This is a genomic window from Membranihabitans marinus, assembly GCF_021729155.1.
In the GTDB taxonomy this organism is placed as follows: Bacteria; Bacteroidota; Bacteroidia; order Chitinophagales; family Saprospiraceae; genus Membranihabitans; species Membranihabitans marinus.
Genome location: NZ_JAJQYA010000003.1, coordinates 164,229 through 183,141, shown reverse-complemented (window position 1 = coordinate 183,141; position 18,913 = coordinate 164,229). Strand labels below are relative to the sequence as shown.

12 protein-coding genes are annotated in these 18,913 nt (G+C 37.0%); 2 read left to right on the top strand and 10 right to left on the bottom strand.

Annotated elements, in window-relative coordinates; translation table 11 throughout:
* Position 1: 1 nt before the first annotated feature.
* Both LVD51_RS03145 and LVD51_RS03140 read right to left on the bottom strand, forming a co-directional pair.
* The gene (locus tag LVD51_RS03145) at positions 2-1,351 is read right to left on the bottom strand and encodes a sugar porter family MFS transporter (protein ID WP_236969734.1); all 1,350 of its coding nucleotides are present in this window, start codon (positions 1,349-1,351) and stop codon (positions 2-4) included.
* A 484-nt stretch (positions 1,352-1,835) separates the two neighbouring features.
* The gene (locus tag LVD51_RS03140; protein ID WP_236969733.1) at positions 1,836-2,624 is read right to left on the bottom strand and encodes a polysaccharide deacetylase family protein; all 789 of its coding nucleotides are present in this window, start codon (positions 2,622-2,624) and stop codon (positions 1,836-1,838) included.
* Between the two features lie 524 nt (positions 2,625-3,148).
* Between LVD51_RS03140 and LVD51_RS03135 the strand changes: the two genes are divergently transcribed.
* Both LVD51_RS03135 and LVD51_RS03130 read left to right on the top strand, forming a co-directional pair.
* Entirely contained in the window at positions 3,149-3,985 is an 837-nt protein-coding gene (locus LVD51_RS03135) for a helix-turn-helix domain-containing protein (RefSeq protein WP_236969732.1), read from the top strand.
* An 87-nt stretch (positions 3,986-4,072) separates the two neighbouring features.
* Positions 4,073-4,621, top strand: coding sequence for a YbhB/YbcL family Raf kinase inhibitor-like protein (locus LVD51_RS03130; protein WP_236969731.1), 549 nt, complete (start codon positions 4,073-4,075; stop codon positions 4,619-4,621).
* A 1,927-nt stretch (positions 4,622-6,548) separates the two neighbouring features.
* Here the strand turns inward: LVD51_RS03130 and LVD51_RS03125 are convergent.
* The 8 genes from LVD51_RS03125 to LVD51_RS03090 all read right to left on the bottom strand — a co-directional run bounded on the left by LVD51_RS03125 (position 6,549) and on the right by LVD51_RS03090 (position 18,785).
* The gene (locus LVD51_RS03125) at positions 6,549-6,752 is read right to left on the bottom strand and encodes a hypothetical protein (protein ID WP_236969730.1); all 204 of its coding nucleotides are present in this window, start codon (positions 6,750-6,752) and stop codon (positions 6,549-6,551) included.
* A 173-nt stretch (positions 6,753-6,925) separates the two neighbouring features.
* Complete coding sequence (locus tag LVD51_RS03120) at positions 6,926-9,844, bottom strand: glycoside hydrolase family 2 protein (protein WP_236969729.1); 2,919 nt, start codon at positions 9,842-9,844, stop codon at positions 6,926-6,928.
* A 310-nt stretch (positions 9,845-10,154) separates the two neighbouring features.
* Positions 10,155-10,493, bottom strand: coding sequence for a nucleotidyltransferase domain-containing protein (locus tag LVD51_RS03115; RefSeq protein WP_236969728.1), 339 nt, complete (start codon positions 10,491-10,493; stop codon positions 10,155-10,157).
* A complete protein-coding gene (locus LVD51_RS03110; protein ID WP_236969727.1) occupies positions 10,490-10,918 on the bottom strand; it encodes a nucleotidyltransferase substrate binding protein in 429 nt (142 codons plus the stop codon). Before LVD51_RS03110 ends, LVD51_RS03115 begins: the two co-directional genes overlap by 4 nt.
* A 66-nt stretch (positions 10,919-10,984) precedes the next feature.
* Complete coding sequence (locus LVD51_RS03105; RefSeq protein ID WP_236969726.1) at positions 10,985-13,582, bottom strand: glycoside hydrolase family 95 protein; 2,598 nt, start codon at positions 13,580-13,582, stop codon at positions 10,985-10,987.
* 149 nt (positions 13,583-13,731) lie between these two features.
* Complete coding sequence (locus LVD51_RS03100; protein ID WP_236969725.1) at positions 13,732-16,119, bottom strand: alpha-L-fucosidase; 2,388 nt, start codon at positions 16,117-16,119, stop codon at positions 13,732-13,734.
* A 496-nt stretch (positions 16,120-16,615) separates the two neighbouring features.
* Complete coding sequence (locus LVD51_RS03095) at positions 16,616-17,101, bottom strand: GNAT family N-acetyltransferase (RefSeq protein ID WP_236969724.1); 486 nt, start codon at positions 17,099-17,101, stop codon at positions 16,616-16,618.
* A 142-nt stretch (positions 17,102-17,243) separates the two neighbouring features.
* Positions 17,244-18,785, bottom strand: coding sequence for a sulfatase family protein (locus tag LVD51_RS03090; RefSeq protein WP_236969723.1), 1,542 nt, complete (start codon positions 18,783-18,785; stop codon positions 17,244-17,246).
* Positions 18,786-18,913: the final 128 nt, after the last annotated feature.

The window sequence follows — 18,913 nt, the reverse complement described above, 5'->3', positions numbered from 1 at the left end:
ATTAATAACTTTGATCGACTTCTTCCAGTCGTAAATGCTTGGTCTCAGGAATAAATTTCCATGTAAACAAAGCACATGTAATACATACCGTCATAAAAACCAAATACAATCCAGCCGTTGAACCAAACCTCAATTCAAACCATTCATTCATGGCTGGGAAAAATTGAGCAATTAAGAAGGAGGCCAAATACAGAATGGCACAAATAATACCTAGGGCCTTTGCCCTCACCTTGTTGTGAAACAATTCCGATGTAATAATCCAACCCAGAGGAGCAAATCCCAAGGTAAATGCTCCTGTCCCGATCAACATAGGGATTAATGTATACAATGGATCCACCTCGGAATTAATGACCCCAAACATCAATAAATGTCCTAGAGCCATAAAGGATGTCGCAGTCATAATTAAAGACTTTCGATTGTATTTTTGAATTAGAGGAAAGGCAACAATGGTACAGATTAATATAAATACATATATCGGTAAAGACCCCAAAATAGCGCCTGAACCGATGCTTATGCCCAAATCTGACAATATACTCGGCGCATATAACAACATCATATTGACTCCATTGATCTGAGAAAAAATCATCAGAATAATGGCGATAATCAAAATCCTTCTAGTCCCTCCCTGAAAAAGTTCTGTAAAGGTACTGTTATATTGATCTTTACTTTCGATAATATCCTTGTATTCATTACCAGCTCGATCTGGACCCAATACAGAAGTGAGGACTTTCAAGGCTTCTTGACCTTTGCCATTTAGAGCCAACCATCGAGGACTTTCTGGGATAAAAAACAAACCGATGAGGAGGAGTAAAATAGGAAAGGCTTCTGCACCAAACATCCAACGCCAGTCTCCGTCAAAAGAGAAACCATAACTGACAATTACGGCTATATTTATACCGATTACATTGGACAATTGATTGATATTCACCAAGGCACCCCGATATTCATGAGGGGCTAATTCCGCGATATAAATAGGGGAAGTCATCATGGCCAATCCAGTGGCCACCCCACCCAAAAATCGCCAAAAGCAAAGATCCCAAAACCCTAGGGCAAAAGCAGAGCCCAGCGCAGAGAACATAAACAACACCGCAGCCCACATCATCGTTTTTCGTCGCCCCAATTTATCGGCAAAACGAAGTCCAATTATCGGTCCCGAAACCGCACCCAATATGGCACTGCTCACCACAAATCCCTTCATGGTCGTTGTCAATTCAAATGCCGTATCGATAAACAAAATGGCTCCAGAGATTATAACGACATCGAATCCATATAAAAAACCACCAACGGAAGCGATTAAAGCGATTCCGTAAACATATTTTAAATTGACTTTTTCTTCACTTCTCTTTTTCAATGGGATCTTATATTTATACGAATTACAATTGCTGAACAAATATTACATTTTCTAAATAAATCATCCTATTCCAGCTCTTTGAAACCTAAAAATGCAATTTTATATGGTATAATACGATATCAATTTTATAATGATGGATATAATGGTGCGAATATTTGAAGTTTAACGGTTCTATCACACCGGACTGCGGTAATATACGGCTGACTATAATCATTGAAAACTCGCCGAACCACCACGATTTCAAGCTAAATTAGAAGATTCAGTCACTCCGCAGTGCAAAAAGCATATATTTCGGGGTTTTTATAAAATTCTCATTATAACTCCCTCAAAATGCATTTTATACCAAATGCGTATAATTAAAAAGTTGGATTTTGTCGAGTCGCAACGGCCTCGATTCCTTCATTGAAAGGTAATTGAATAAAAGGTGTTACCAATCGGAACGAATAAATGATTTCCTCAAGGCTCAATATTCACGGCCTACTCACTAATTATAGTATTCTGCCACAGCGGCATCAGCACTCAAGACCTTACATTCATTATTATCGGATTTAGCCTTTAAATAATCCAAAATATTCCTTAAATCCTCGGTGTTTACTCTTGAATTACCTTCATCATCTTTATAAGTTGAAGGCATCTGATGCCCGTAAAAAACGAGTAGTTCCTTTTCCGCAATTGCAGAATCTATTCGACTGACAATGGTTTCGATATTGTGATCTACAGAAGAGATATTTGCCTCAATGCCGTATCTAGCGAGGGAATGCTTTGGTACAGATTTGTCAAATTTATTATCGTTGTTATTTGTAAAGCTGTATTCGTAGTATTCCTCAGCCAATTTCAAATATTGGGGATGAAGATAGGAATTTGGAGTTACAAATCCTGTCACCTCGATTCCATACTTTTCTATGGTTTCTTTCGAATATTGAAATTCGCGATTTATCATCGCTACATCTAGAGTAGAATCTCTCATTTTGGGATGAGTGATGGAATGGGAAAGAATGCTTATCCCTTCTTCGTAATAGGATTTGTAAAGCTTGGCGGTCTCGGCATTTAGCTTTTTTGAGACCAAGGCAAATGAAGGTTTGAAATTGTATTCGTCAAAAATATTTTTCACCGTCGTATCTGTGGCATTTAAATCATCAAATACAAAACTAAAAATAGCCTTCCGATGGTCATCTTTATCAGTAATCGACTGATGCAGACCACAGCCCATCATCAACATAGACAAACCTCCTAGAAAGAAAAATTCCCTCAACTTAAAATACAATACCCTCATTTAAATTCTTTTACACAGAAATCCACTGATTTGTAAAATGTCTTTATATTTTATCTAAAATACATTTGGTTTTAGCCATAATCTCGAACGAAACAATAGATTTCTACAACACTTTTATACAATTGAAATTCAATAATACGAAAAATCTCCATAGACCTCTATTTTATTACAAAATTGGTATTATTTTAAAATAAGATAACACAACCAATCAATAGCAGTGGCTTTGTTCTAATAGCTAGAAATTAAGCTTAAAAGCATTTGGTTAAATCACTTTTCATCCTCAATTCATCCATTATTTAAAACCGGGTTCTTCATAACTTAAGGACTATCTTCATAAGAATTAATACCTAATCCCTTTTAAAAGTCCAGATACCTCACTTTGTATTTTCTCATGAGTGATTTGTGTATATTCCTTTTGTGATTTGTATTTTGTAATTAATCTGATCTTATCTGCCAAACCGTTTTTTATTTAATATAACTATCTTACAATACGAACAATAGTTAACGAAGCCCCGAGAACTAGAATGGATACTATTAAACTACCAGAATCACTTTATATTGAAGAGTCAAAAACCATTCAAGTTTATGACTATTGTAGTTCAAAGGAGATGTCCAGACAACAAATCATTCTCTATCAAAATACATTTAGTTTTTTGATTGAAGGAAGCAAAGAAGTAATTTTTGACAATTCAGACCTTTCAATTGACAATAGCAAGTTCTTAATAATGAGATCCGGCCATTGTTTGATGACAGAAAAATTATCTGAAATTAAAAATTACAGAAGTATTCTTTTATTTTTCACAGACGAGGATCTAGCCAAATTCATTCAAAAATTTGAACTCAACAACACTGAAGTCAACGAATATAAATCGGTTCATTCATTTGAGTATGATAAATTTATTAAACGATTTGTTGTTAGCTTAATAGATATTTCCAAACTATCAAAAAAGGCACAGAAAAAATTACTTGCTGTAAAATTTGAAGAGATAATGCTATATCTCATAGAGCTACACGGAACACAAATCTTACAATTTTTAGCATCAAATAATGACCATCTAACTCAAAATTTTACTAGAACTATTGAAAGCAATCAATTGAAAAAACTCACATTAAAGGAATTAGCTTTTTTATGCAATATGAGTGTGTCAACATTTAAAAGAAAATTTGAAAAACATTATTCTGAATCCCCTATTAAGTGGTTTCAAAACAAAAGATTAGAATACGCCCATTATTTACTCAATCAAAAACGTAAAAAATCATCCGAAATCTATTTGGAGGTAGGCTACGAAAATTTATCGAGCTTTATTCAAGCATATAAAACAAAATACAATATAACACCAAAACAGCAACAAATAGATTGAGCTTCTAGCAACACTTTTTGAACATATCCCCATGACTTTTTTTTCATTTTGCATCTAATTTTGCATTAAATATTAAAACATAATAAAATGAAAAAAACAAATTTTATTTTTTTGCTGTCATTGATTTTCACAACAGCGTGTTTCAGTCAAAAAACATTTACCTTATCTAGTAATGATTTGGGAGGGGAAACAACCAAAACACAGGAATTTAATGGATTTGGATGTACTGGAGATAACAAATCGCCCCAACTTTCATGGAAAAATCCACCTCAAGGAACAAAAAGTTTTGCAATAACAATGTATGACCCAGATGCGCCAACTGGAAGTGGGTTTTGGCATTGGGTAGTTTTTGATATTCCTGCTAACATCGATGAATTGGTAACTAATGCAGGAAATGTTGAGTTAAACTTAGCCCCTAAAGGAGCCATTCAAAGCCTAACAGATTATGGGATTAAGGGATTTGGAGGACCTTGTCCACCTAAAGGACACGGATTTCACCAATATATAATTACTGTGTATGCTTTAAAAACAGATAAATTAGGTCTTGATGAAAATATTAACCCAGCTATTGTTGGATTTAATCTTTGGAATCAAACATTGGCAAAGGCAAGTATTATTGCATATTACAAACGATAAAACAAGTACTACACACCGCAATGCGTATAATTAATAGTAATACCAAATACGTTTATAATTAATTAGCTCAGTCATGACAGGGAGGTGAAATACCGTAAGCGACCAAGAAACTACGTCTTTATGCAGTAATCAATCGAGATAAACCTTTTGTAAAATGAACAGCTTAATTAATTAGGTTCTATCATAGAATACTCAGTCATACCCAGATATCTTTATAAATAAGTCCTGAAAGGACGTAGTCTAATAGCCGTGGGTGAGCGAGCAAAGTGCACGACAGAATAAAGTTGCTCAAAGAGCAACCAGATGAACTAAATGTTCAACTGTTGAAGGAGCCATGACCACTGTGTCGTGGGTGGGCAGGGAAAGCCCGTAAATCGGGCTCTGGCGAGAACGACCGAATATAGTACAAAGTACCCAATCCATTAAATATGGATTGGATGAGGGAGCCGAGGTCACTGTACCTCGGGTAGATTAGCCACTGCGCTGCGACGAGATTCCATGAAATTTGCTGTAGATTTACGGTGGATTCTCGCCATAGAACAATAATGAATATCTTGAATTTTCATTAATACCAAGCCGGAGCCAGTGGCTCCGGTTAAATATCCTCTGCACAGTGGCTGATAACCTGACGATTTATGGGGCAGTCACGCCGGAGCGCAGTGGCTCCGTAAGCGACCAAGCAACTACGTCTTTATGCAATAATCAATCGAGATGAACCTTTTGTAAAATGAACAGCTTAATTAATTAGGTTCTATCATAGAATACTCAGTCATACCCAGACATCTTTATAAATAAGTCCTGAAAGGACGTAGTCTAATAGCCGTGGGTGAAACCCACGGTATTGGCATCAAACAATGTTGATTTGGCGGACTTTTTGCTCTATAGGCTTTCTTGGACAGATAATCATTGTTTTAATTCAATGATACTAGATATAATATGATTATTTCGGCAAAAAGTGTGACAAATCCATGAGCATAACCATTCATGGTATCATTCAATTCACATCAAACTTTGATTTTAATAGAAAAAAATGTTTGCTGTCGATAGAAATGAATTCCTTCGTCCCTTCAGGACTTTTTTCTAGGAAGGCATCCTTTTCATAGGGTTTCACCCTATGCTATTAGACTACGTCCACTTCGACCAAGCTCAGTGCGCCGCTTTCAGGACTTTTCGATTGTTATATTAGATTGATTTGCCCAAAGCCAGTGGCCTGAAACCTATCGAATTATGTTGCAATCATACCGAGCACTGAGGAATATACCATTGGATTAACAGGGCAATCACGTCGGAGCACAATAATGATTGTCTTGAATTTTTATGAATACCAAGGATGGGATATGACCTTAAATTCATTTGGCGGACTTTTTGCATTGTCAATTTTCTGACACGAAGTGATCATATCTTTTCATTCCCTGTAGTGATATAATAGGATAAATTAGGCAAAAAGTGTGACAAATCCATGACCATCACTATACATGGTATCATTCAATTCACATCAATCTTTGATTTTGATAGAAAATTGATGTTTGCTGTCGATAGAAATGAATTCCTTCGTCCCTTCAGGACTTTTTACTAGGAAGGCATCCTTTTCATAGGGTTTCACCCTATGCTATTAGACTACGTCCACTTCGACCAAGCTCAGTGCGCCGCTTTCAGGACTTTTCGATTGTTATATTAGATTGATTTGCCCAAAGCCAGTGGCCTGAAACCTATCGAATTATGTTGCAATCATACCGAGCACTGAGGAATATACCATTGGATTAACAGGGCAATCACGTCGGAGCACAATAATGATTGTCTTGAATTTTTATGAATACCAAGGATGGGATATGACCTTAAATTCATTTGGCGGACTTTTTGCATTGTCAATTTTCTGACACGAAGTGATCATATCTTTTCATTCCCTGTAGTGATATAATAGGATAAATTAGGCAAAAAGTTTGACAAATCCATGACCATCTCCATACATGGTATCATTCAATTCACAACAATCTTTGATTTTGATAGAAAAATGTTGTTTGCTGTCGATATACGTTCCAATCACGCCTCGGCGCAATGGCCTACCCACCCGAAACACGGAGGTTTCGGTTCCCTCACCATTGATCCATTTAGGATCAATGATGCTGCGCATTTTGTTCGGTCATCTTCACCAAAGGTCGATTTACGACCTTTGGTTGCCCTAAAGGGCAACTATGTTCAGTCACCTCGGTACTGTGGTCAACTAGTAGTATGTTAAGGCATTTTGGTACTATCTCAGAATACTTCATAAATAACCGTCAATAGTGAATTCATTTGATAGAACAACTATTCTACCTCGATTTGATATTCTATAAAATACAAACCTTCGCCTTTAAAAGGAAAGGCAAAAGATTCCAATTTGGTAATCGATCGCCCCGCTTCCAACATAATATTCTCAAACAAGCTTCTATCTTTTTCAGCCCCCCATTCATCCAATAAACGAATGGTTAAATTCACGTTCTGGGACTCCCCCAAATGATGAATGACCGGTGTAATCAAATCATCGGGTCCATACACTACATCCACATTGTCGCTACCAGCCCATGTTCTCTGAAAAACCATCTTATTGACATAGTAAGCCAATTTAGGATGACCTAAATTGTCGATTAAAGGCTTCTGATAAGTTCCCATATTGGCACCACCTCGCAGCGAACACCATGAAAAACCATCGTAGCCCAACAGCATTTGTTTCTTCATCGACTCCCAAGCCGAAAAAGCCTGCCAAGCCTGACTTGCTCGCCACTCACTGTGATCCAATTTTCGGCCAATACTTCCCTTTTCATAACCCCATTCATAGGATTGCACCTTGTACCACGGCTTTCCTTTGGACAAATCCCAATTGGGTTGCGCCGCAGACTCTTCATGCTCAAAATTAAAATAGGCCTTATCATTGGCCGATAAACAAGAGGCCGCCCAAGGATTGGGAGCCTTACGAATCCCAGACCAACTGGCTCCATATCCGGTATAGGCATCTTGACTCCCTCTGGTCATTCGATCTGCCATCATATAAACAGGAGGCTCTAAAGTATTGCCGTCTTTATCCTTTGTCCCATCGTAATTGGCAAAGTGACTGTGTTGCCAAAACGAAGTCGGAGATATCAAGCGACTCTCATCCTTTTGGTATATTACCTCATAAATCTTATCGATATAATCTCTGCTATCTGACACGTCGTGTTCCTTAAACCGATTGGGATGATTGGATGCTTCCCACATAACTATGCTCGGATGATTGTACACCTCCGCCATATATTTTGGATAACCCTCAAAATCAACATTCCAAGCCTCCCCCTCTCGAATAAATCCAGCTGTGGACCAAATAAGATAAATTCCCATCTGATCGGCCAACTCTGCATATCGACGATCGTTGACTCCATCCACCGTATCTTGTTCTGCATGCACATGGACGCGAAGCAAATTAGCTCCCATTTTTTTAGTCATCAACATTTCCTCGGCAACAATGTCCAAGGGAGGACAGCGATTGTATTTTGCTAAATTTTCAACCGGGGTTCTAAAACCCATAATCTGCACACCATTAAGCATTTCCGGCTGTCCATTAACATATAAATAGCCATTGCCTTGGTCTACCGTTCGAATACCAGTTGTAATGACTTTGTCATCTACTATTTCACCATTTTCATTTTTCAAAATAGCTTCAACCTTGTAGAGATTCGGTTTTTCTGTTGTCCACAATTCGGGATTTTCAATGGACATTTCAACTTCAATATAATTATCTATACGCGGTCGCACTTCAATAGCTCGGGAAATGCTGGCTATCTTTTCACCCTCTTCTGGATGCCAATTGTAATAATTAATCTCTAATTCTCCCTTAAAATATCGATCCTGAGGATAGTGAATACCCACTTTATGCGATTGCAATGCGGCATCGTCCAACTCAGTGGTATGCACTTCCAAATCTGTGATCATACACTGACTGCCAGTAATTAATTTAGTTTGATCCAAAAACCAACCGATATTTCGATCCGACGGAGCGTGTAACATTGGGTGGTTTGATCGATAAGGTTTTACTCGGATGGCTATGATATTCTCGGTATTGGGTTTACAATAACCACTCACATCTTTGCGAATCGGGTGGCGGGTATCAATTACAGCAGCGATTTCGCCATTAATCCAAATTTCACCTCCCGGATCCAGGGATGCGATTTCCAATATCGCTCGATCAAATGAATCTAAAGAAAGGACTTTTCTCAGGTAAAGATCTTCGCCAGCTTCTCTCAGACCACCGTGAACGGCAGGAAGTGAAACTTCCTGCCAATGGCTATCATCGTACTCAGCAGATTGCCACCCCATTACATTCTTTTTCTGTTCAAAATCTTCATCCATGGCAATGGATAAGAGGTAAGGCATTCTTTCATCTTCAGGATTGGGGATATAGTTAAACACTGCTAACTCATCTATTTTATGGAGTCCATTAGACTCCAATCTTATACGATCCAAAACCTTTGTATTTAAATCAGAAATCGGAATGAAATTCCAGATCATATGACCATTGACCAATACGTTAAATCGTTTTTCAGACATATCCACTTCCAAGGTAAGATCAACATAATCGTCTAATTCCACTTTTTCCGTTAGGTTTTCTCCATTGGATACAACTTGGATTTCGTCTTTAGTGAACTGGATTTCTATTGAATTTTGCAAGTCATTACCCATAGATAAGGTAAAGGATTCTTTATCTACCATCAGAAATCGACCTTCCAATTTAAATCGCCAATTCAATTCCTCTAATGATCGTTCAACACTGGCATTATTGAGGATTAATTTGCCATCTTCGACGGTTACACCTTTGATTTTCTGCCAAGACGCCAAGTTCTGTCCTTCTTCCTCCTCTTGACCCTTTCGATAGCCATAAGATTTCCATTTATCTAGCACATATTCCCGCCTTACTTTAGGCAAGGGTTGTTTTTTAAAATTAGAAATTAGAGAATCTACTTCATGAGGAAGTACAATTTTTTTATCCAATTCTCTATTACCGAAATAATCACTTGCGAAATCAGCATAGGCATGAAGTGCTTTAATTCTTTCATCGGTATTCATCCATTCTTTCGTCCCTTTGAAATCCGTCTCATCATTGGCCGCAGTATCTTTAGTGATATAGCGCATTTCAAAACTATTCGAAATATTCTGTGCCCCTACTGATCCCAGCATCAACAGACAAAAAAAGAGGGTTAAATTATTCTTTTTCATATAAACATTTAACTATGAATACCAGATGAAATTTATAATAAGACAAATAAATGTTTTTAAATTGAATTAATCAAAATTCAATACGGTTAACACTCTGCATATTTTCACATAAGAAACATCAATAGACATCCATGCCCAAAAATTATGCCCCAGACCTATTGGGCTAACTCTTTATGTTCTCGTGAGTGGACTGTGTGAATTCCTTTTGGCATTGAATTTTATACTTAGTCCCTCGTCAAAAACAATCAGTATCTTCACCGCCATTTTAAAAATGATGAAGAAAAAGAGAATAATCTTATTATAGATAGTATTATAATTTTTCTGATTCCGTCTTTTCTAATGACCACTCTTTTTTATAAAAAGGCAGCCCAACCTCATTGATATGATGAATAAGATCTGGATTTTCTATCTTATTGTAAATAGAAAGGTCTATTAAATAAGGAAGTAATAGATCGTCTAGTTGAATTTCAAGTGTAGAAAGTAGTGCCAAACTAATATCATCCCCCTTTAGCGTCAGATCAATATCAGAGCCATTTCGGTAATTCCCTATGGCCCGTGAACCATATAAAATAGCTTCCTCAATTTCAGGATGGTCTCTAAAAACCAACTGAATAGAATTTATATTTTTTTCTTTAAGTCCGTACATCATTCGTCATTTGCAGCTCGTATATCTTCCATTTTTTGTTGAAATGCTAAAAAAAGAGGATAAAAGGCATTAATGATATTCTTGTATATTTCTTCCGAAGTTTCTTCAATATAAGTATGACTGGTGAGATTTCTATTCTGAATCATTTTCATCCAGTTTTCTCCATCTGCTATTAACCCCGTATTAAAAGCTTGTCTGGTAGCATCTCTCGAACCTCTAAGTTCACTATTTCCCTGATACAAAAAAAAGTCTTGCATAACCTTCCAAGCCAATTCATGGGTAAATTCAAATGCCTGAATAATTCCTTGTTTTTCAAGTTTACTCAATCCTCTTTCTCTATCTAACGCTACAGCCTCATCTAATGTTCCTAATGCCTTTTTGTAATTACTAAGGCGTTGTTGCCACCGAATATTTTCTGTATTTTCCATTCCTAGATTTATTTTTTCTATCCCTCACATTTTTAACCAAACGGACAACTTTTCATTCATTGGGTATTAATCTGTATAAAAGATATACTTTTTTCCCGGTTTAGAATAAAATTCAAAACCATAAGATTTCATTTTTTCAACACTTTCCACCTTCGACTCATCTACTATTATGGGTGAACCGGCATCCATATACTCAAACAAAGGATTAGGATTCATAGAATGATCACTTACTTTATTTATAACAACATCTCCTTCTGACTGAAGTAAGTCGTCAGTTCGCACACGACACAAACCTCCCAACTTAGACAATATTATAACTTTCTTTATTTTTCCTTCTTCCCACTCCATATCAATTTCAAATCCACCACGAGCTTTAAGCCCAGTCACCTTACCTTTCGACCAGTCAGTTGGCAAGGCCGGAAGTAGATGTATCTCTCCAGCATGACTCTGTAACAACATTTCTGCAATAGCTGCTGTTCCTCCAAAATTTCCGTCTATTTGATAAGGTGGCCCATTAAACAAATTACCATATGTACCCCCGGGATGAATGCCATGGGAAGTATCGGTGATAAGAGAAATTAAACTCTCCAATGTATACAATGCCTGATCTCCCTGAAACAACCTTGCTCTTAGGGCAATTTTCCATGCCTTGGACCACCCCATACCTCCATCACCTCTTCGTTCTAATGTTTTATTCACGGAACTGATCAATGCTGGATCACTATTTTTATGGATCTGATTACTGGGATACATTCCATATAAATGTGACAAATGTCTGTGTTTAACATCTCCGTCTTCAAAATCCATCTGCCATTCCTGAAGTTGTCCATACTTCCCTATTTTATACGGAAGCAACTTATTCATTTTTACGGCAATCTCCTCTTTGTATTCATCTTCAAGGTTTAAATACTCCACGGCCTTTAAATACCGATGAAAGGTCTCCTTTATGATGGCCATGTCCATGGTTGGACCAGAACTATATGCGGCTCTTTTATTTTCTTCATATTTAAATAATTGTTCTGGAGAATGTCCAACTGGAGTTACCAAATACCCGTCTTTATTGGGTATCAACCAATCTTTGTAAAAAAGGGCTGATCCTTTAATTAAAGGAAAAGCTTGTTCTGCTAAAAACTTCTTGTCTCCCGAAAATAGGAACCTCTCCCACATATGGCTGGTCAGCCACCCTCCTACCATTGGCCAAAACGAACAATAACAATTATCTACAGGCTCTGCTTGCCGCCATATCGTCATATTATGGTTCGCCAACCATCCTTGATTCCCAAACATAGTATAGGCTGTTTTAGCCCCATTTTCTGCCAATTCATGAATAGCCTGAAAAAGTGGTTCATGACATTCTGATAAATTAGTAACCTCTGCAGGCCAATAATTCATTTCCGTATTTATATTCATCGTATAAGCACCATTCCATGGCGGAATAATATCCTTATTCCAAATCCCTTGCAGATTAAGCGGCTGACTTCCCGGTCTTGATCCTGAGATTAACAAATATCTTCCAAATTGAAAATACAATGAAGCTAAATTTACATCATTCCCATTCGAAAATAATTCCACCCTATGATCTGTTGGCAACAAGGACTGTTCACTAGACTCCCCAATCTCCAAAGATACGCGATTAAACAAACTGGCATAATCATCCACATGGTTCGAAAGTAAATCATTATAAGAAAAAGATGTTACTTCCTCCAAATAATGATCTACCAAGGCACTAGGATCTTTACCTTCATTAGCTGGACTTTTATCAAAACCATTATAACTTGTCGCTGCTGTAAGGATAATGATGACTTCCTCTGCATCTTCCATTACAATTGAGCCATCTAAATATTTTACCGAACCGCCTTGATTCCTAACCTCCAATGAAGTTTGAAAATACATACCTAAATTATTGACTTCATCACCGTAGAGAACTTGTTTCGCAAATTCCTTTCGGCTCCCATCTTTATGATATATTTCGGGGTATTTGTATTCATCGCCTAAATTCTCCACAGTTTTCAAAGTCCTTCTCAATACAAATCCAGGAGCTTGACCATTTAAATTTAGCCGATTTTTGTACCCTGAAATTTCCATTGTTGGTTCATGGGGGGTGGATAGTGCAATTTTACCTGAAAGCAATCCTTGTCCTTCCCTACTCAATTTTATGACAAAAACATGATCGGGATAACTAGCAAAAATTTCTCGCTTATAAATCGTATTGTTGGTTGTATAACTAACCGTTACGGTAGCATTTGACAAGTCCAATTTTTTATTGTAATCGAACACGTCCTCCTCATGATCCATTTCAATCCACAAATCGCCCATTGGCTGATAGGATTGCTGATTACGTCCCAACCATTCATTTTGAACTAAATCCTGAACTAAATCATACTTTTCCTCCTTCAACAACTGAATGACATCATTGTATTTATCTCTAATATTGAGGGATTTATAAGAATTATGGGGATCACCAGAATAAAGGGTCGATTCATTCAATTGTATATGCTCTTTATAAGGATCTCCGAAAACCATACCCCCCATAAATGCATTGCCTATCGGTATCGCTTCAACCCATTCAACTGCAGGCTTGTCATAATGTAAAAGATCCTGTGAATACCCTATTTGACCGATAACAACCATAAATATTGTTATACTTATTTTATTAAAAATCATATAGTTCTTTTTTATTATTTTATTCGCTAGGTCTGGCATTACCCCAAATGTATTTTGCATTGAAAGTAAAGATTGTAAAAATGACCAAGCAAAGCTACCCAAAGAGCAAATAAAGTTCATAAATCGAAATATAACCGTCAATGATGTATTCATTTATTGGCATAAATAGCTAATTTCTTAAGATAAGTGACTCCGTTTTTCCCAATCAAAGAAACCCGAACCTTACTGGCTTCAACAGTATCAAAGCTTTGAATTCGTTTCCGTCCTATACTTTGCCCATCAGCTATCTTTTTCCAGTGTCCCTCTAGGTAAGCCTCCACGGTATACTGAATTATATGTTGCCCATTCCGAATATCTTCTTCCAACACAAGTAGATTCATTTTCTGTTTATCAGCAAGATTTATAATATACTCGTCTTTAGATTGACCAGTAGCTCCACTTACACTAACCAATTGATTTTCAAATAGTCGATTTAATTCCTTTCCAAAATTTGATAACCGCTTCACTTCCGCCTCAGGAATTAAGCCAAGAGTGTCAGGTGTCATATTTATTAATAGATTAGCACCTCGGCCAATAGTTTCCAAATAAACATTTTTTAGAAAAGAGATCTCTCTTAGGGTCTTGTCAGAGTTAGGAGTCCAAAACCAGTTTTTTCTAGTATGTAAATTTGCCTCTGCAGGTATCCAACCCGCATTTTGAGGCCCTACCCAATGTTCTAGCCCTTCTCCAGGCTCCACCACATTCCACAAAGGATATGCCGCCCAACCCTGTTCACTCCCTGACCATCTTACATCAGGCATTGTTCCTCCCATTACCACAGAATTGGGCTGAAGATGTTTCACCATAGCGTAAATAGCATTGCCATATGAAGTTCCCAACGGTTTCATGGTCTTAGGATCAGTTACATCCCAACCGAATGGATCATAAGCGCCATCAAACCAGACATAAGATATTTCGCCATAACTGGTAAGCAATTCTCTTAATTGCTCTAAAAATACTGGAAAATATTGATGGATATCCCCAACTAGTTTTCTCTCGCCTTGAGGATCTGGAGTACTGGAACACCCAAAATGCATATCTCCAGCAGACAGATACAGTCCGATTTTCATACCATATTTATGGCAAGCTTTTACAAACTCAGCGACAACATCTCCCTTACCGTTTTTCCAAGGAGAGTTTTTCACTGAATAATCTGTAGTCTTTGTGGGCCAAAGGCAATATCCATTGTGATGCTTGGCCGTAAGCACAATATGCTTGGCTCCAAATGACTGAGCCGTTTTCACCCATTGTTCAGCATCTAAATGAGAGGGATTAAATAAGTCAACAGCTGGAACGGACATCATATCCGACTGAATATACGAAGCTGGACCAAAATGAACAAAAGCCCCCAATTGTCTTTCTTGAAAAGCAAGTTGTTGTGAAGTGGGATAATCTCTGACATTATGAGGAAGGATCATTTTATGGTTCGATTCTTCTTGTGACAGAGTCAGTACGGGTATCCATTCCCCTTCATGTTTGGGAGGAGTCTGAGATTCGTTTCCTGAATCTATATAAAAATGTTCAAATAATTGTCGAGGTCTTCCTTCATAGATAGCCCATTGAAGATCACCTGCCGTCGATTGATCACTGCCCGTAAAGTAGAGGATTGTCTTTCCTTCAAAATAACATAACTCTACATCAGAAGCATTACTTTCACTAATCTCAGGATTAATTAAAGGTATATTTTTATGTGACGAATCATAAGATATAAAAGTTCTATTAGGTAGAGCATCTTCCCAATGCTTCAAATCTCTAGATCTGGTAATTCGAGTTTCATAACCTTTACTGAGCGACTCTAAATATAGCGTATAGTACCAACCGGCTTCATAATATAAAGCAGGACCACCTACATATTTATCCTTGCCATAAACCGCATCTGGAATTTCCTTCCAATTCTCCAAATCACTAGATTCCATATACCTAAATGTAAAAGGTTTCCAACGATCATCATTGGTTTCATATAATAGAATAAATTTGTCCTTTCCCCGACAGACCGCAGTATTGAAAAATAACTCCTCACCAGAGGCCTCAAGCACCGTTACGGGCTTTGTCCAATTTTTCAGATCTTTAGATTTAGTCATGGTAATCTCTGTCATATGACGCCAAGGTTTCCCCTTTCCATAATTACCTGCAAAAACATAAACATAGTCCTCCCATACCAATACAGTACCGAACCCATGATTCTTTAAAGGCACTGATATAATCTTATTCGAAGCAACATCTCGAATACGAACTTCATCTTCATGAAAATAATCACCTGGTTTTGTCCCCGGTATATCCCAAAATCTTTGATTATTTTCCAACAGCATTAATTTACCATTAAAAACAAAGGGCGAAGTTTCTACCAAAGGGGAACCTAATCTTTCTTGTTTTTGTATGGGATTTATCCAAGGGTTCTGCCCTAATATAACATTACTGAAAGAGATAAAGAATAGACATCGGAGTAACAATTTCGTTGGGGTTATCGAATAAGTATATACTTTTAAACTTCTTTTCATAAAATTCCATTTTTTAATTTCTAGCCCCCTTCTATTTTAATTCCTTTCTTATTGATAAATAAAATCAAGATTATATCATGGAAGTGAAAATTGTACCGATTGAACTGCTTATTTTAGGTTTTAGGTTCTGATTTTCCCTCAAGATAAGATAGTGGTTTAAGATAAAAAAACATCTTAAATCTTCAATGATGACCAGAGGGATATTCATATCAAAATTCAGCACTGTGGTAGCATTAGATGTATTTCTTATTAATTACCAGATTGGTCAAAAAATGGACTCATTGCAAAAAACAAGACAACATTGTACTTCATCATTCCTTCCATGAAAAGAAATTTCCCTTAAAAGATCATCAGAAGATTGTAAATGAGAAATAGTGAGGTTTAATGGTTTATTTGCCGCGTACACAGCAACCTAATCCGACGTATCGGCGCAAGGATAGTTCGACATGTACGAGGACAATCAACCGGTGGCCAGGGATGATGACTGTTGCAGATTTTAGTGTCTAGGATCACTTACCAACTCTAATTTGAGCACCACCATATGCCTTAACCTAATTCCATTTTCATAGATAGGTTTATCATAGTTATTTATAAAAAATGACTTCCTAATGGAATCTATTTCAAAACCACATTTTTGATAAAACAAGAGCTGATATATAGATCCATCACCAGTGCCAACTAATATCTCGCGCATGTCCTTTGCTATACAGTAATCTTTAAGCCATTGAATTGTTCGTCTACCCAAACCAAGTTTTTGATAATCTTCCCTAATAGCTAGGTTCTTAATTTCAATCGTCTTATTACTTAAATATTTTATTGCAATAACTCCAATTATTTCATTGCCCTCATTTAGCGTGAAGATCTTGCATTCAAAAATATATTTATGTATTGCTTCGTTTGTTTCATCAGCTAAAAGCAGAAGTTGATAAGGCAATTCACCTTTTAATGGGTTAATCCTAAAATTACTCTTCAATTTTATCATTATTTACCATGTTCCCTCACTATTTAATCTAATATTGAATTGTTAAACACAAAATCTAACCTTCGAAAAAGATTTTACTAGAATACCTAACCATTGGATTTACGTTTTACTTTTATTTCAATTTTAAAAGTAAAAGTTGAATTTAATCTGTTTTATAATCTCCTCCAGTTAAACTATTTAATACCGAAGCTTGCCAATTACTCAATTCTGTTTTCATTTCTTCCACCCATTGAGGATATTGATCAGCTAAATTATTTATTTCTCTAGGATCATTTTCAATATCGTACAATTCATCTCCCATTGTATTGGGAGATTGACCTTCTAATATTAATTTAAATCCATCCTTCATAATCACTCTTTCACCTTGAAAATGATTTTCAGAAATTTCTTTGTACTTATTATTCATAAAATCTCTGGTATATTTCCCTGCCATAACTTTAGCCAATGGGGTAGTTCCTTCCTGTAATTCCGGCTCGATGTAGGGTTCAGATTTTTCAGTAAATACTTTTTTCGGTTGAAACTGCCAGAAACAAAGAGGTTTGTCTCTTTGCATTGTTGGATTCTCGAAATAAGGAAGCAAGCTATGTCCATCAATAGGTCTGTCGGGGAGAGCCTGGTTTGTCATTTCAGCCACTGTGGGCAAAATATCAGTCGTCACCGAAACAGCAGAAGTGGAACTTGGCTTATCGATAACTACGGGCCATTCGACCACAGCGGGAACAAGAATACCACCCTCATAAAGGCTTCCTTTATCTTCCCTTCTGGTCAAACCCGTTCCTCCAGCACTTACCGGCATTCCATTATCCCCGCAATACATAAGTAAGGTATTATTTCTTAGGTTATTCTCTTTGAGAAATGATCTTAATTTACCAATAGATCTGTCCATCGCTGTTATTTCAGCATAGCGCTCCTTTAAGACTTCTCGAAGTGAACGACTCACGCGTTTTCCTGTTTCATTCGATGTTAGTTGAACTTCTTTTTTAGCCAAACTATCGGGAAGATTATCATATAACGCTATATCTTCAGGCAAACCACTATAGGGCTCATGAGGCGATCCAAACCATACCACTACAAGAAATGGATTGTTTTTGTTTTGGGATGATTCAATAAATTTTATCGCTTCATCGATAATCACATTCGATCCTTCCCCCACAATTTTTTGCGGCATTTCTCCATTTCGCGACAACACGGGATCCATTTCAAAAAAATTATCATGGGATAGCCATTCATCAAATCCCATTGCTCCAGGGCTGGTAGGTGACTCTTTTTTAACCGGCCCTACGTGCCATTTACCAAAATGGGCCGTCGAATATCCCGCTTCTTTCAAGATATCTGCAATGGTAATTTCTTCAGGTCTAATAGACCAATTGGGAGTAAAAGTACCATATCGATTTGGGTGTCGTCCTGTTAGAAAACTCCCTCGAGTAGGTGAACAAGTCGAATGCCCCGAATAAAATCGATCAAAACGCAGTCCAGAAGCAGCCATCTCATTCAGCACGGGAGTTTTGACAAAAGGATGGCCGTTATAGCCCACTTCATCCCAGCCGTGGTCATCCCCCATTAGTAATATTATATTAGGAAGGTCTTCCTTCTCTTTATTTTTTCCATTTTCTGTACTAGAACAAGATGAAATAAATATTGCAATAATTACCAGACTTAATTCAGTTCTCATTTTTAATATCATTCTATAGAGTTTATTATTTGCCTAAAAAATGGAGAACTAATATTGTAAAATTATTTAAGGATCTTGAATTTTCTGATTGTGATTTTGGATAGGACCAAACAATTAAAGCGCCTATGTAGTATTAGGCT